Below are 14,558 nucleotides of genomic sequence, written 5' to 3'. Positions count from 1 at the left end.
TAACCCTTTTATCGGTTCTATGGGACATCGGCGCGGCGCTGTCCAGTCATGAAAAAAGTGAGCTCGGCTCAGCCCTTGCCGCCGCATGGACGGCAAGTTCGGGCGGCCTCGCCTCACGCCGTGAAGTCCTCAGCCGCGCACTCCCACACCGCGCACCATGCTGCTCCATGCGCCGGGCGCAATGCCGAAGGCTTTCTTGAAATGTCGGGTCAAATGGCTCTGATCGGCAAATCCTGTTGCTGCGGCGATTTGGGCGATCGGTTCACCTTTTGCGATCAGCGCCTTTGCCTGCTGCAGCCTGCGCATCAGCAGGAAACGGTGCGGACTTGTGGCAAAGGCAGCGCGGAAATGCCGCGAAAGCGCAAAACGATCGAGGCCGGTGATGCGCTCCAGTTCCTGGGAGTTCACCCCACGCATGACATGCGCTTCGAGATAGTCGCGGGCGGCCTTTACCTGACCCCAGGCGATGCTGCCCAATGGCCTCTGCGGCAGGCGCGCATGCTGCACGAGACCATCGGCCAAACGGGAAACGAAATCGTCGACGAAGAGGTCATCCAGCTCGCGATCAAGTTCGCCGAGCGCTGCCAGCAACAGACCGGCGAGCCGGTCATCCTTCACGACGGGGTCACCGACGAAAGGCAGGCCGACGCGCGCTACCTGCAAGCATTGAAACAGCACTGAAGGTTCCAGATACAGCATGCGGTAGACCAGCCCGTCGTCGGTCGCCGCCCCACCGTCATGCAACTCGTCCGGATGAAGAATGATCACCCTGCCCGGCAGGCTGTAGCGCTGTTCGCCTCGATAGCGGAATGTCTGCACGCCGCGCATGGTAACGCCAAGCGCATAGGTATCGTGCCGATGCAGATCGAATGCATCGCCTCGAAACTGCGCCTGGATGCGCTCGATGCCGGGATAGGCCGGCGCTGACAGGATGCGGTTGGCATCGGGCGTCACGCACAAACGTTCAAGACCCTCGAAGATCTGTCCGGCTACATCGTCGTGCAATGTCCCATTTCCAGACTGCATGAAAGTGACCATCGATGTTCGATACCAAAATCGCGATCGTTCTGCGAAACGACCTTCAATCCTGGCAAAAGCTGAATGTAACTGCCTTCCTGACAAGCGGCATTGCCGGACAATATCCAGAAGTCATCGGTGAATCCTATCGCGATCGCGCCGGCAACGTCTACAACGCATTGTCGATCCAGCCGATCATCGTCCTTTCGGCCAATCAAGACAATATCGCTACCATCCATCGCCGTTCACTGGAGCGCGGCGTCACCTCCTCGCTCTTCATCGAGGAAATGTTCTCGACGGGCCATGACGAGGCCAATCGCGCCGTCTTTTCCCAATTCTCTCCCGAGGATGCCAAGGTTGTCGGCATCGCCGTCCGTGCAGAGAAGAAGATCGTCGACAAGATCACCAAGGGCGCGACGATGCACGCATGACGGAAGCACACAACGAAAAACGGCCGGGTCGCATAACCCGGCCGTTTTTCTATGATGCCAGTAATCCGATCAGCTCTGGGTGATCGGGGCGATCTGGATTTCGACGCGACGATTCTGGGCGCGGCCAGCCTCGTTTGCGTTGGACGCAACAGGCTGCGACGGACCGAAGCCAATGGCGGACATGCGGCGCTGGTCGATGCCCTGGCTGCCAAGGTAGGAGGCAACAGAACCGGCGCGGCGCTCGGACAGATCCTGGTTATGCTGCAGGCTGCCGGTCGAATCCGTATGGCCGTTGACGTCGATCAGCGTACGGTTGAACTTGCGCAGGACGATGGCGACCGAATTGAGGGTTGCGAAGAACTCTGGCTTGATCGCGTCCTGGTCGATGTCAAAGGTGATCGCCGACGGCATGTTGAGGATAATGCGGTCGCCGGCGCGGGTAACCGAAACCCCGGTGCCCTGCAGCTGCGCGCGCAGCTCGGACTCCTGCTGGTCCATATAGTTACCGATGCCGGCGCCTGCGAGTGCCCCGACGCCAGCGCCGATCAGCGCGGCATTGCGGCGCGAGGCCGGCGAATGACCGATGAGGAGACCAGCAACCGCGCCGACGCCGGCACCGAGTGCCGCACCGCCCGCCGTGTTGGATACTTTCTGCTCGCCCGTATAGGGGTCAGTCGTGGTGCACGCGTTCAAAAAGGCTGCCGCTAGGGCAAGAATGGCAATTTTCTTGATCATAGAATCGTCGCTCTCCGGTTCGATGGCCGAAGCAGATATGAAACATTACGGCAAGATGATGAAGTGAAATTTTAGTCCGTCGATTGTCCCCTGCGCATAGCGCACAGGCGCGACCTCCGCTGCAACCGATTGCCGCCCGCGATCCGCGGGGCCGACATCGGCCCCGTCTCGCCCAATCAGCGACCCCAGCTAGCGATCACAAATTGCGGAAGAGCTGCAGCGTCGTATTGTAGCTTGAATTGGCGATCGAGAGCCCTTGAAGTCCGAGTTGTACCTGGGCCTGCAGCGCCATTACCCTGCTCGACTGCTGCTCCATGTTGGCGTCCACGAGCTTGCCGACGCCGGTTGTCAGGGAATCGTTGAGATTCTTGGCGAACTCGGTCTGGAGGCTGATACGGGACTCCAGCGAGCCGAAGGCGGATCCGATGGTGTTGAGCTGCTGCAACATCGCCGTCACGGTATTGACCATATCAGTAATCGCCCCCCGCGTCGTATTCGCGTCGAGCGAAACTTCGACCTGGCCGCTCGTGTTGCCACTCTTGCTGCTGAGCAATACATAGTTTTTGGCAGACCCGGCCGCAGTCGCGAAGGCCGTAGAGGTCAGTACGCCATGTCCGCCCGAACCACTCGATTGGTCGTCGATCAGATATCGCGCATCCGCCGGGACGACGGAGCCGCTGGTAGACGTCACACCTTCGTAATTCAGCATGCCGATCGAGACGGTTCCATTGGCGTTGCGGATGAAGGAACCGGGAACCTGATGCGGTTTCGTCGGGTCGACGCCGTCGCGCAATACGGTCCAGTTAACACCATTGAAGGTTGCCGATTCCCCGATGCTGCGTAGCTGCTCTTTGAGCTGGGTGATCTCATCATTGAGCTTCGTCTTGTCGACACTTGTCTCATAGGCGCTGACGAGCTTCGATCGTATCTGCGTCACGACGCTGACCGCGCTCTCGACACCCGTGGACGCGGTATTGACGGTGGACGCAGCAAGGCCGAGCGCATCCTGCACCGCCGAAATCGCGCCGATGTCAGTGCGCGTTGAAGTAGAAATTTTCCAGTAGGTGGCGTCATCCTTGACCGTCTGCACCCGCAGACCGGACGACATTTGCCGCTCCGCATTAACCAACTTGGCCTGGGTGTCTTTCAACACTTCCAGTGCTGTATTCACGGAGGGACTGACCCTGATGAAGGTCGAAAAAATACTCACAGCACACGAACTCCGAACGCAACAATACGCAACAAATACTAGGAAACATTGCAACCTTGCCGCGGGCGCTCATGCGCGCGGGCCGATCGTGTCGGCGAACGGGGAGCCTGGCAAAAACAACACCTGAGCTCCGGCGGTTACATGCCGCTATGATTAGCAAACACACTTAATAAAGTGCTAAGCCACACACATGATTTACCATAAATAAGCGTAAAACCTGCAGCGAGCGCAACTCACCCGTGCTGGCTTCATCCCGCTGCACGAAGGCTGGCAAGCTTCGTGCGCAACGCTGCGTCCGACATTTCCTGGTGCAGTCGTTGCTCCTCATGTGCATGACGCTGACCAGCGGCACCAGACCGATCTGGCTGCAAAGGCGGCACAGGTAAAGCCGAGCGGCACCGTCAATATGATGATGAGCGACGACAGTAAGCTTTGGAACTGTGCAGCCAGGTGGCACCAGCCTGCTTCTCACCCTTGTCGCCCTGCTAGGTGCAAGGACCGCCACCGCGGTTTCCGGAACGCCGGCACCCCGCAGGAGGCCAGCGTATTCGAATTCGGGTCGGCAGCGATGTAACGCAAGATTGTGCGCGATTTACTGCAGTATCGTTTTTTTGAACATGTGCGGCAAGATTTGCCGCAAATCATGACAGAGTTGTAATCTTGATGGGGACAACGAGGCGTTTTATTCACAGCTCCATACGCTGTTTCGAGCGGGGAAATCAGCCTTCTGACACCGCCGTAAGCCTGTGAATGTGCACTTTTTGTTCTAGTTTCGGCCCGTTTCTTTTGCCTTTCGGGGTAGAATCATTACATTGGGCCGCATGACCATCGGACATGACGACATTCCTTTCTTTGACGAGGAGCCGGAACATCTGGCACCGCGCCGTCCTGCGCCGGCCGCCGGTAGCGGTGGCGGCGGCATTGCCGCCCGCGCCATGGCAGCGCGCGACAGCGGCCGCCGGCCGGATTATCTCTCGGGCCTCAATCCCGAGCAGGCGGAAGCGGTCGAGACGCTGGACGGCCCCGTTCTGGTGCTTGCAGGTGCCGGCACCGGCAAGACGCGCGTGCTCACGACCCGCATCGCCCATATCCTGTCCACCAACCGCGCCTTCCCCAGCCAGATCCTTGCGGTGACCTTCACCAATAAGGCGGCGCGCGAGATGAAGGAACGTATCGCGCTGCTCGTTGGCGGTGCGGTCGAAGGCATGCCCTGGCTCGGCACCTTCCACTCGATCGGCGTCAAGCTGTTGCGCCGTCATGCCGAGCTGGTCGGGCTCACCTCGAGCTTCACCATTCTCGATACGGACGATGTCATCCGCCTGATCAAGCAGTTGATCCAGGCTGAAGGGCTGGACGACAAGCGCTGGCCGGCCAAGCAGTTCGCCGGCATGATCGACACGTGGAAGAACAAGGGTCTCAGCCCGGCCGATATTCCGGAGGGCGACGCCCGCGCCTTTGCCAACGGCAAGGGCCGCGAGCTCTATGCCGCCTATCAGAACCGTCTGAAGACGCTGAACGCCTGCGATTTCGGCGACCTTTTGCTGCATCCGATCAATATGTTCCGGCGGAACCCGGACATCCTGAAGGATTACCACCAGCGCTTCCGCTACATCCTGGTCGACGAGTATCAGGACACCAACACGGCGCAATATATGTGGCTTCGCCTCCTGGCGCAGCGACCGAAGGGTGAGCTGCAGAATGTCTGCTGCGTCGGTGACGACGACCAGTCGATCTACGGTTGGCGCGGCGCCGAGGTGGACAATATCCTGCGCTTCGAAAAGGATTTTCCCGGCGCCAAGGTGATCAAGCTGGAGCGCAACTACCGCTCCACCGAGCATATTCTCGGAGCTGCCGCGCATCTGATCGCCCATAATGAGGGCCGGCTCGGAAAGACGCTGTTCACCGACCGCTCCGATCCGGACGACATCAAGGTGCAGGTGCACGCCTCCTGGGATTCCGAGGAAGAAGCCCGCGCCATCGGCGAAGAGATCGAGCAGCTTCAGCGCAACAAGCACAATCTCAACGACATCGCCATCCTCGTGCGTGCCTCCTTCCAGATGCGCGAGTTCGAAGACCGTTTCGTCACGCTTGGCTTGAACTATCGCGTCGTTGGCGGCCCGCGCTTCTACGAGCGTCTCGAAATCCGCGATGCCATGGCCTATTTCCGCCTCGTCTGCCAGCCGGCCGACGACCTTGCCTTCGAGCGCATCGTCAACACGCCGAAGCGCGGCCTCGGCGACACCACCGTGCGCACCCTGCACGATTATGCCCGTGTCCGAGATATCCCGATGCTGGCGGCAGCGGCCGATATCATCGAAACGGACGAGATGAAGCCGAAGGCGCGCAAGGCGCTGTTCGACGTCGTGCAATCCTTCCGCCGCTGGCAGGGCCTGCTCGAAAATACGCCGCATACAGAGCTTGCCGAACAGATCCTCGAAGAGTCCGGCTATACGGACATGTGGAAGAACGACAAATCGGCGGAAGCGCCGGGACGCCTGGAAAACCTCAAGGAACTCATCCGCTCCATGGATAGTTTCGAATCCATGCGCGGCTTCCTCGAGCACGTCGCCCTCGTCATGGATGCCGAACAGAACGAAAACCTCGATGCCGTCTCGATCATGACGCTGCACTCCGCCAAGGGTCTGGAATTCGAGACCGTGTTCCTGCCCGGCTGGGAGGAAGGCCTGTTTCCGCACCAGCGCTCGCTCGACGAAAGCGGCCGCGCCGGCCTCGAGGAAGAGCGCCGCCTCGCCTATGTCGGCATCACCCGCGCCAAGCGCCGCTGCCACATCTGGTTCGTCTCCAACCGCCGCATCCACGGCCTTTGGCAGTCCACCATCCCTTCCCGCTTCCTCGACGAACTGCCGGAAACGCATGTTCAGGTCGCCGAAGTCGAGCAGTCCTATGGCGGGTATGGCCGCGGCGGTTACGGCCAGTCCCGCTTCGACAAGGCCGATCCCTTCGCCAATTCCTATTCCACGCCGGGCTGGAAACGCGCGCAGGCAAACCGCAACGATGCAACGCGCGACAACTGGGGCAGTCGCTCCGGCCACGCCGTGGAACGCATCGGCTATGGCGAAAGCGGCCCGAAGGTGCGCACGATCGATGGCGAACTGGTGGCCAAATCCACCTCCTCCGAACCCTCCAAATTCATGGTCGGCGACCGCGTCTTTCACATCAAATTCGGCAACGGCAATGTTTCGGGGATCGAGGGCAACAAGCTGACGATCGAATTCGACCGCGCGGGACAGAAGCGCGTGCTGGATGGGTTTGTGGAGAGGGTTTGATTGGGTTAGGTCTTCTGGTTTGGAACCAGGGGCGCCGCATCAATATTCGGCGTGAGGACGGGACCCGCCGTAGGCTTCGAATATCGCCACCCCCTCCGTCATCCTCGGGCTTGACCCGAGGATCCACGTACAGGCACACCTCTCGAATATGTATGCCCTCTTGGAGCCATCAGTACTGGGCGGATGGCCGCAGAAACCGCCATCATTGTCACACGCAACAAGGCTTGTGCTTGGATCCTCGGATCAAGCCCGAGGATGACGAAGTGCGGGTATGCTGCGGTGGCAAACGAGAACACTAATCTCTATCATCCACATGTCGTCCGCAAGCCCGTATACCATCCGCAATCTTGCCTCTTGACGCCCGTCATCTCTATGCGCATCCTACACGCATGGGTGGATATACCTACATCATCACCAACCACAAACGAGGCACTTTGTACATCGGCGTCACAGCCGACCTTGAACGCCGCATCTACGAGCATCGTGAGGCTCTGACACCCGGATTCGCTTGGAAATATGGATGCACCCGGCTCGTCTGGTATGAAGATCACGCAGACATTGTTTCGGCCATACAGCGAGAAAAGTCTCTGAAACGCTGGTATCGCCAATGGAAGATCGAGCTGATTGAGAAAGCAAATCCCGATTGGCGTGATTTATATTATGAGCTGTGGTGAGACTTCACGCGCTCCCAGCACCTGCGCATCCCGATCCTTGAGCCAAAGCCCAAATTCTTTGACCACGGCCACCACCTTCTCCAGGCGGGAGCCATCTTCCGTCAGCGAATATTCGACCCTCACGGGAATCGTCGGATAGACCGTGCGATTGATAAGACCCGCCTCCTCCAGCGCGCGCAAATCGAGCGTTAGCATCCTTTGCGAAATCCCCGGCATCAGCCGCCGCAACTCGTTGAAGCGCTGTGGCCCATCGACCAGATAAGACACGATCAGCAGTCGCCAGCGTCCTCCCAGCAAATGCATCGCCTCCTCGACGGAGCATCCGGTCACGGTCTTTTTCATGGTGCACACCTCATGTGCCTGGCGGTATAATTTTTGTACCTAGATGTCAAACTTTTCCGTTCTTACTATTCCATACCAAGCGGACTACATGGTTCAGCGACAGTCTTTCCAAGCGAAAGCTGACACCGGAAAACACCATGGAGACCCCAGTGAAACTCTACTATCTACCCGCAAGCTGCTCGCTCTCGCCCCATATCGTCATCAATGAACTTGGCCTCGAGGTCGAGCTGATCAAGGTCGATCACACCACTCACAAGACCGAAACTGGGCTGGATTTCCATGACATCAATCCGCACGGCTATGTCCCTGTTCTTGAGCTCGAAGATGGCAACTTTCTGCGGGAGGGGCCGGCTATCGTCCAATATCTGGCAGACCTGAAACCCGAAGCCCGGTTGGCCGCCGCCGCCGGCACGATGGAGCGCTACAAGCTGCAGGAAATGCTCGGTTTCCTGTCGACGGAAATCCACAAGGGCTTCATTCCTCTTCTCTATGCGCGGTTGGCGGGAAACTATGTCGAGACCGTGAGGCCGAAGCTCGAAAAACGATTTCAATGGATCGACGCGCACCTCGCTGACCGTCCCTTTTTGATGGGCGATCATTTTACCGTTGCCGATGCCTATCTGTTTGCGCTGACGGGATGGGGCCAGGCCACATGGCTCAAGTCCTATTACAAAGCCAGGATCCACTTCGATGAACTCGATCATCTCAAGGCCTGGTATGCCCGCGTGAGACAACGCGATACCGTGCGGAAATCTATCGCCGAAGAGGGATTGACCTTCGACTGATAGCGAGATGCTTCCCGTCGGCACTGGAAATGACGGGGAGCATGATCTCAGCTCAGAACTTGCGGGTTCCCGCATTGCTGCATTGCAAAATCGGCATCGCTAGCACGCTACCAATATAGGTCTAATCGATTATATCGGTTTTAGCGGCTTCGGGGTTCCGCGTCTCCCGTGGCACCTCGGTAAGCCGCTGCCAGTTCGTATTTCGGCCCATTCCGGCTCAAATATCGGAGCCTGGCAACAACAAGAACCGAGGATAAAAAAGTGGCTGGATCAGCAACAAGCTCTGCGCCCACCAGCGTCCGTGCATCCGCACATCAAGGCCAGGGCAACTACCAATTCGCGCTTATCGCACTCACCTCACTCTTTTTCATGTGGGGGTTCATCACCTGCCTGAACGACATTCTGGTGCCACACCTGAAGAGCGTCTTTCAGCTCAATTACACCCAGTCGATGCTCGTCCAGCTCTGCTTTTTCGGCGCTTATTTCATCGTGTCGCTGCCGGCCGGAGCGCTTGTGAAGCGCATCACCTACAAGTGGGGCATCGTCGTCGGCCTCTCGATCGCGGCGGTCGGCTGCGCGCTGTTTATCCCGGCCGCAAGCTATCGCGTCTATACCCTTTTCCTCGGCGCGCTCTTCGTGCTCGCAACTGGCATCACGATCCTGCAGGTCGCAGCAAACCCCTATGTCACCGTATTGGGACCGCCTGATACGGCCGCCAGCCGCCTCAACCTGACGCAAGCTTTCAACTCCCTCGGCACGACGATTGCGCCGCTCTTCGGCGCCATGCTGATCCTGTCCGCCGCCACCGTCGTGGCCACCAATGCTACCCCTGAGCAGCTCGATGCCATGCGGCTTGCCGAGGCCGGCGCGGTAAAGCTTCCCTACCTGCTTCTTGCCGCGGCCTTCCTTGTACTCGCCGCCGTCTTTGCGGCGCTGAAGCTTCCCGAGGTCGAAGACGAGGAAACCGTCGAGCCGATGCGCGGCGGCGGTTCGGCCTGGCAATATCGCCATCTCGTGCTCGGTGCCATCGGCATCTTTCTTTATGTCGGCGCCGAGGTCAGCGTCGGCAGCTTCCTCGTCAATTTCCTCAGCCAGCCTGACATAGCCCATCTCTCCGAGGCCGATGCCGCCCATTATGTCTCCTACTTTTGGGGCGGCGCCATGATCGGTCGCTTCGTCGGCTCGCTGATCATGCGCCAGATCGACGACGGTAAGGCGCTCGCTTTCAACGCTGCTATCGTCATCATCCTGCTAGTTGTAACCGTGCTCACCACGGGCCATGTCGCCATGTGGTCGGTGCTGGCAATCGGCCTGTTCAACTCCATCATGTTCCCGACGATCTTCAGCCTGGCGCTGCATGGCCTCGGCAAATATACGAGCCAGGGCTCGGGTATCCTGTGCCTCGCCATCGTCGGCGGCGCCGTCCTGCCGATCATCCAGGGCAGCCTTGCCGATACCGTCGGCATCCACCTCGCTTTCCTGATGCCGATCATCTGCTACGTCTATATCGCCTTCTATGGCCTCAAGGGCCATAAGCCCGCGTAAGCCTTCGCCAACCATTGCGCCTCGCCGCTTCGATCGGCGGGGCGCAAGGGGCTTGATCCGAAGCGTGCCGCTTGGCATCGTGCAGCGCAACAAGACGGAAGGATAGGCCCCATGAAAGCACTGCTGCTCATCGACATCCAGAACGGCTTCTGCCCCGGCGGCAACCTGCCAGTTCCCGACGGAGACCTGGTGGTGCCCGTCGCCAACGAGCTCATAGACAGCGGCAAATACGATATGATCGTGGCCTCGCAGGACTGGCATCCGGCCGGTCACGGCAGCTTCGCCTCTGCTCATCCCGGCAAGAAGCCGTTCGAAATAGGCACGCTCTCCGGCAAGCCGCAGATGATGTGGCCCGACCACTGCGTCCAAAATACCGAAGATGCCGAATTCCACGCCGATCTCCATGTCGACGCCGTCGATTTCATTCAGCAGAAGGGTCAGAATCCCCTAGTGGATAGCTACTCCGCTTTCCGCGACAACGACCAGGCGGCCCTCACGGGTCTTGCGGCCTATCTGCGTGATAAAGGCGTTACCGCGCTCGATCTCTGCGGATTGGCGACGGATTATTGCGTGAAGTTCTCGGCTCTCGACGCCGTCGAAATGCTACCCGGCGTTTCCGTCCGCTTCATCGAGGATGCGAGCCGCGGCATCGACCCCGCCGGCGTCGAGGCGGCAATAGAGGAAATGCGTGCGCGAGGCGTCGCAATCATCGATAGCAACGATGCGCTTGCCTAAAATCAATCTGCGACGCTAAACCTTCCCTAAGGAAAATTATGCAAACTGCTCCCGATCAATGAGATATCGGGGCCTTCGCGTGCAATCGATCACTATCAATGGGCGGTTTCTCGGCCAGCCATTATCCGGCGTGCAGCGCTTTGCGCGCGAGCTGACGCTGGCGCTCGACCGAAAGATCGCGGCAGGTTCAGTGCCCGCCGCATTGAAGGGCGCAAGATGGCGGCTGGCCGTGCCGCGCAATACGCCCGTCGACATTGGGCTTTCCGCCATTGAGGTCGATTCCTTCGGTTCCGGTCCTGGTCACCTCTGGGAACAGACATCGCTGCTTTCGCGCTCGCGCGGCAGCCGTCTGATCGGCTTCGGCGGCAGCGGCCCGCTCCTGCATCGCCGCCAGGCGGTCGTCATCCATGACGTCACGATTTTCCGCCATCCGCAATCCTTCAAGCGCAGCTACCGCCTGCTGCACGGCGCGCTGGGCACGGTGCTGACGCGCACCGCCAAGATCGGCACGGTCTCGGAATTTTCGCGCGAGGAGATCGCGTCGGTTTTCCGCGTCTCCGCCAATGGCATCGACGTCGTCTACAATGCCGTCGATCATTTTGCCGCCATCCAGCCGGATGAAACCATCATCGAGCGGCTCGGATTGAAAACGAACGGCTTCTTCCTTCTCGTCGGCACGATGAAGCCGAACAAGAACCTCGACTTCGCCATCCGCGCCTTCGAGGCGCTTGATGACGAAAACCAGAAGCTCGTGGTTGTCGGCGGCACGGCCCCGACCGTGTTCAAGTCGGATGGTCAACAGTCCAATAACCGGCTGCTTTTTCCCGGCCGCCTTACGGACGCGGAAATCGCCGCGCTGGAGCGCCATGCCACGGCCTTCGTCTTTCCGAGCCTCTATGAAGGCTTCGGCATCCCGCCGCTGGAAGCCATGACGCAGGGCTGCCCGGTGCTCGCAGCCGATATCCCCGCCGTCCGCGAAGCTTCGGGCGGTGCCGCCCTCTATTTCGACCCGACGCGACAGGAAGAGCTTGTCACTGCTATGCAAAGGATCGCCACGGATGATGCACTGCGCGAGGATCTGCGACGGCGCGGCCATGAGAATGTCGCCCGCTTTTCCTGGGATGGCAGCGCCGAACGCGTGCTGTCCATGCTGGAAGCTCTCTGAAAAGCCAGTGCACTTCCAGGAAAAGTGCGCAGCGGTTTTCCGTCCGGAATGCGTAAACAAGAAGATAGGGCATTTTCACGATTCGAAGAAAAGCGGAAACACCCTAAGATCAGGCTTGCGGCCGAAACATGGTGACGAAATAGCTATAGAGGCCGAGCAGGCAGAAGAGCGCGCCGCCAACTACGCCTACAGAAACCGATAGCCAGAGCGAATAGTCGAAGCCTGCAGTGGCCAGTACCGGCACGGCGAGACCAATGGCGGAGAGGATGACCGGCTGCCAGACGAAATCGAAAGGCAGCGACATGAGTACCTTTACCCCGATCGCCATTACAAACAACGCGCCGACCATGCCGCCGCCCATGAGAGCAGCATCGCCGAACGAGCCGAAATAACCGCCAGCAAGCGTTCCAAGGTTCAACAGCACGCAGTCGACCATGGCGAGCAGGAAAATCGTCAGCAACCGGTGCTGCAGATGCGCAGGCGTCGGCGACATGTTGAACGTCAGGGCGCGGCATGCAGAAAGGCCGATCACGAAAGGTGCGACCGTCAGAAAGCCATCGCGCATACCTGCAGAAATGACCAGTTGCGCCACGGGTTGCAACAAGGCGAAGATGCCGGCTGCCGTCATCAGCGTAAGGCCAGTCAGCAGAGAGTAGTAGTCACCGAGCTGTTTCCTGAAGGCAGGTGTCGCTCCTTCGCGATCATAGGAGGCGACCACGTCCGGATACTGGATGGCCTGCAAGGCCGAAACGATCAGCACGAATGGCCGCTGCAAGAGATCGAGCGCCAGCAGTGCGCCTGCCGCCCCTCCGGCCCCCAGCGCCGCCGTCAGGATTGACTTCAAGCCCAGTGGCGCCAGCATACCGAGCACCGACGCGCTGGCCGCAACACTGCCATAGACGAAATGCTTGCGGACCAGCGGCGGCTCGAAGCGGGCAGCCTCGTGCAGGTTGTCGCGGGTTAGAAACACAGCCCATAGGCCATAGCCGAGATAGCCTGCCAGCAGCCCAACGATTGTAGAGGTGAAGTTCGGAGCAACGACTGCCCCGGCGAGCGTGCCGACAGCAAGAATGGTAGCGCGCGATCCCTGCAGGCGCGAGAAGGCGCGAAATTCCTGACGGAAGCGCAGCATGGTGAGGTGCAGATCGCTGCCGCCCTGGAGAACCGCGACCAGGCCGCCGAGCACCGCGATCTCTCCCGGAACCGAAAAGAACATCGAGGCCGAGGCCGCAACCAGGCAGATTGCTGCGCATGCGGCAAATTCAATGGTCAACGCCTTCCGCTCCAAAGCCTCGCTCCCTGGCGCCGAACCTGGATAGAAACGGCTGCAGGCATAGCGGATCCATTCGAAGCAGAAGATTGCCGCAAACTGGCTGATCGTTATGAAAAGCGAATAGGCCGCATAGTCCGCCGGCGTCAGCAGATGCGCCACCGCGATCAGCAGCCCGAAGGCCACTGCCGCCTGATAGAAATATGCTGCCAATGCCACAATCTTTGCCATGCTGTCAGCTAACAGCAAAAGATTGAGAAAAGCGCTAATCCGAAACGGAGGAATCCTGAGCCGGATGATCGTCGCCTCCGGCGAGTACTACCGGCAAGGCAGCGCGCTGGCGGCGTCGGGACACGGTGCTTCTATTTCCGTCTCGCCTCTTCGCTCATCCAGGCAATAACCGTCTCCAAGGCTGCCGATTTCCGATAGCGCGGCCAGACGAGGTAGAAATCGGAGGGGCCGCTCAGCGATCCCTCGATGATCTGCGTCAAGCGACCCTCAGCCAAGTCTTGCGCAACGAAATCGCGATTGGCAAGCACGATGCCCTGCCCGGCAATGGCGGCCTCGATGGCGTGCGATGTCTGGCTGAAGCTGATCCCCTTGTAAGAAGCCTGCGCCGCCCCTCCGAAGTGCCTGTCTATGAATTCCGGCCAGGAATTATGGGCGTCATGGAGCAGCACATAGCCCGCAAGCTCCTCCGAGGTCTTCGGCGGCTCCCGATCCCGCAGTAGTGCCGGGCTGCAAACTGCAATGATCTCCTGTTCGAAGAGCAGCTCGGTCGCCAATCCCGGTCCGAAGGGCGGACGCCCGTAGCGAACGGCAAGATCCACCCCATCCGCCTGAAAGCCGGACATGCGCTCTGTCGCAAGGATATGAAGATCGAGGTCGGGATGACGGGCCGTAAAATCCGGCAGGCGCGGGATCAGCCATTTCGATGCGAATGTCGGCGTGGTGCTGATGGTGAGCCTGACGGGTTGCGGCCTGAGATCACCCGTTGCCTGGGCTATAATTTCAAAGGCGCGCCTGATATCGGCGATGTAGCCGCGCCCCTCGCCCGTCAAAACCAAGCTCCGCGGCATGCGCTCGAACAGCTTGACGCCAAGCTCCGCTTCCAGCCCGCGGACCTGCTGTGCTACCGCGCCCTGCGTCACCCCAAGTTCCTCGGCAGCCAGCGTGAAGCTATGATGCCGCGCGGACACTTCAAATGCCTTTAGGCCATTCAGGGAAGGAAGTTTACCGAGTAAACCGTTCATGCGATAGTTTTTCTACTGACAATCGAGAGCTTAACTGCTTCGTCCTCGCGTGAAGAAAATGATATTTCATCGGAGAGTTTGAAGCAATCAGCCTTTCCAGACCAGCACG

13 protein-coding genes are annotated in these 14,558 nt (G+C 59.5%); 7 read left to right on the top strand and 6 right to left on the bottom strand.

Annotated features, from left to right (window positions below):
* Window positions 1–129 precede the first annotated feature (129 nt).
* A complete protein-coding gene (locus tag GA0061102_RS22255; protein ID WP_425348558.1) occupies window positions 130–1,026 on the bottom strand; it encodes an AraC family transcriptional regulator in 897 nt (298 codons plus the stop codon).
* Between the two features lie 14 nt (window positions 1,027–1,040).
* On the opposite strand from GA0061102_RS22255, the gene GA0061102_RS22250 reads away from it, so the two are divergent.
* Window positions 1,041–1,448, top strand: a complete 408-nt coding sequence (locus GA0061102_RS22250) for a DUF2000 family protein (RefSeq protein ID WP_092853300.1) — start codon at window positions 1,041–1,043, stop codon at window positions 1,446–1,448.
* A 69-nt stretch (window positions 1,449–1,517) separates the two neighbouring features.
* Here GA0061102_RS22250 and GA0061102_RS22245 read toward each other — a convergent pair whose 3' ends face one another.
* Together GA0061102_RS22245 and GA0061102_RS22240 are read right to left on the bottom strand one after the other, a co-directional pair.
* On the bottom strand, window positions 1,518–2,183 hold the full coding sequence (locus GA0061102_RS22245) for a YiaD family glycine zipper/OmpA-like lipoprotein (protein ID WP_092853298.1): 666 nt from the start codon (window positions 2,181–2,183) through the stop codon (window positions 1,518–1,520).
* 196 nt (window positions 2,184–2,379) lie between these two features.
* Entirely contained in the window at window positions 2,380–3,393 is a 1,014-nt protein-coding gene (locus tag GA0061102_RS22240; RefSeq protein ID WP_092853296.1) for a flagellin N-terminal helical domain-containing protein, read from the bottom strand.
* Between the two features lie 821 nt (window positions 3,394–4,214).
* Between GA0061102_RS22240 and GA0061102_RS22235 the strand changes: the two genes are divergently transcribed.
* Both GA0061102_RS22235 and GA0061102_RS22230 read left to right on the top strand, forming a co-directional pair.
* Entirely contained in the window at window positions 4,215–6,680 is a 2,466-nt protein-coding gene (locus tag GA0061102_RS22235) for an ATP-dependent helicase (protein WP_092853330.1), read from the top strand.
* A 389-nt stretch (window positions 6,681–7,069) separates the two neighbouring features.
* On the top strand, window positions 7,070–7,354 hold the full coding sequence (locus tag GA0061102_RS22230; protein WP_092853294.1) for a GIY-YIG nuclease family protein: 285 nt from the start codon (window positions 7,070–7,072) through the stop codon (window positions 7,352–7,354).
* Here GA0061102_RS22230 and GA0061102_RS22225 read toward each other — a convergent pair.
* The gene (locus GA0061102_RS22225; RefSeq protein ID WP_092853292.1) at window positions 7,334–7,696 is read right to left on the bottom strand and encodes a winged helix-turn-helix transcriptional regulator; all 363 of its coding nucleotides are present in this window, start codon (window positions 7,694–7,696) and stop codon (window positions 7,334–7,336) included. The two genes, GA0061102_RS22230 and GA0061102_RS22225, sit on opposite strands and share 21 nt — an antisense overlap.
* Before the next feature lie 149 nt (window positions 7,697–7,845).
* On the opposite strand from GA0061102_RS22225, the gene gstA reads away from it, so the two are divergent.
* From gstA to GA0061102_RS22205, 4 genes are all read left to right on the top strand, one after another.
* Window positions 7,846–8,481 carry a glutathione transferase GstA gene (gene gstA / locus GA0061102_RS22220; protein ID WP_092853328.1) on the top strand — a complete coding sequence of 212 codons (636 nt, stop codon included), beginning with the start codon at window positions 7,846–7,848 and terminating at the stop codon, window positions 8,479–8,481.
* 261 nt (window positions 8,482–8,742) lie between these two features.
* The gene (locus GA0061102_RS22215; protein ID WP_092853290.1) at window positions 8,743–10,026 is read left to right on the top strand and encodes a sugar MFS transporter; all 1,284 of its coding nucleotides are present in this window, start codon (window positions 8,743–8,745) and stop codon (window positions 10,024–10,026) included.
* Window positions 10,027–10,137: 111 nt separating this feature from the next.
* Entirely contained in the window at window positions 10,138–10,761 is a 624-nt protein-coding gene (pncA, locus tag GA0061102_RS22210; protein WP_092853288.1) for a bifunctional nicotinamidase/pyrazinamidase, read from the top strand.
* 79 nt (window positions 10,762–10,840) lie between these two features.
* On the top strand, window positions 10,841–11,926 hold the full coding sequence (locus GA0061102_RS22205; protein WP_092853326.1) for a glycosyltransferase family 4 protein: 1,086 nt from the start codon (window positions 10,841–10,843) through the stop codon (window positions 11,924–11,926).
* A gap of 109 nt (window positions 11,927–12,035) precedes the next feature.
* Here GA0061102_RS22205 and GA0061102_RS22200 read toward each other — a convergent pair whose 3' ends face one another.
* Entirely contained in the window at window positions 12,036–13,427 is a 1,392-nt protein-coding gene (locus tag GA0061102_RS22200) for a polysaccharide biosynthesis protein (RefSeq protein ID WP_092853286.1), read from the bottom strand.
* Window positions 13,428–13,558: 131 nt separating this feature from the next.
* The gene (gene gcvA / locus GA0061102_RS22195; protein WP_092853284.1) at window positions 13,559–14,449 is read right to left on the bottom strand and encodes a transcriptional regulator GcvA; all 891 of its coding nucleotides are present in this window, start codon (window positions 14,447–14,449) and stop codon (window positions 13,559–13,561) included.
* Between the last annotated feature and the right edge of the window lie 109 nt (window positions 14,450–14,558).

Origin of the sequence: Martinezella miluonensis (assembly GCF_900094545.1) — a bacterium.
GTDB classification, from domain to species: Bacteria; Pseudomonadota; Alphaproteobacteria; order Rhizobiales; family Rhizobiaceae; genus Rhizobium; species Rhizobium miluonense.
This window is presented reverse-complemented; position numbering and strand designations above follow the sequence as displayed.

What these genes read in the sequence shown, in the direction of transcription:
- GA0061102_RS22255 (WP_425348558.1), bottom strand. Translation starts at nt 1,026, where the DNA reads ATGCAGTCTGGAAATGGGACATTGCACGACGATGTAGCCGGACAGATC.
- GA0061102_RS22250 (WP_092853300.1), top strand. Translation starts at nt 1,041, where the DNA reads ATGTTCGATACCAAAATCGCGATCGTTCTGCGAAACGACCTTCAATCC.
- GA0061102_RS22245 (WP_092853298.1), bottom strand. Translation starts at nt 2,183, where the DNA reads ATGATCAAGAAAATTGCCATTCTTGCCCTAGCGGCAGCCTTTTTGAAC.
- GA0061102_RS22235 (WP_092853330.1), top strand. Translation starts at nt 4,215, where the DNA reads ATGACCATCGGACATGACGACATTCCTTTCTTTGACGAGGAGCCGGAA.
- GA0061102_RS22230 (WP_092853294.1), top strand. Translation starts at nt 7,070, where the DNA reads ATGGGTGGATATACCTACATCATCACCAACCACAAACGAGGCACTTTG.
- GA0061102_RS22225 (WP_092853292.1), bottom strand. Translation starts at nt 7,696, where the DNA reads ATGAAAAAGACCGTGACCGGATGCTCCGTCGAGGAGGCGATGCATTTG.
- pncA (WP_092853288.1), top strand. Translation starts at nt 10,138, where the DNA reads ATGAAAGCACTGCTGCTCATCGACATCCAGAACGGCTTCTGCCCCGGC.
- GA0061102_RS22200 (WP_092853286.1), bottom strand. Translation starts at nt 13,427, where the DNA reads ATGGCAAAGATTGTGGCATTGGCAGCATATTTCTATCAGGCGGCAGTG.
- gcvA (WP_092853284.1), bottom strand. Translation starts at nt 14,449, where the DNA reads ATGAACGGTTTACTCGGTAAACTTCCTTCCCTGAATGGCCTAAAGGCA.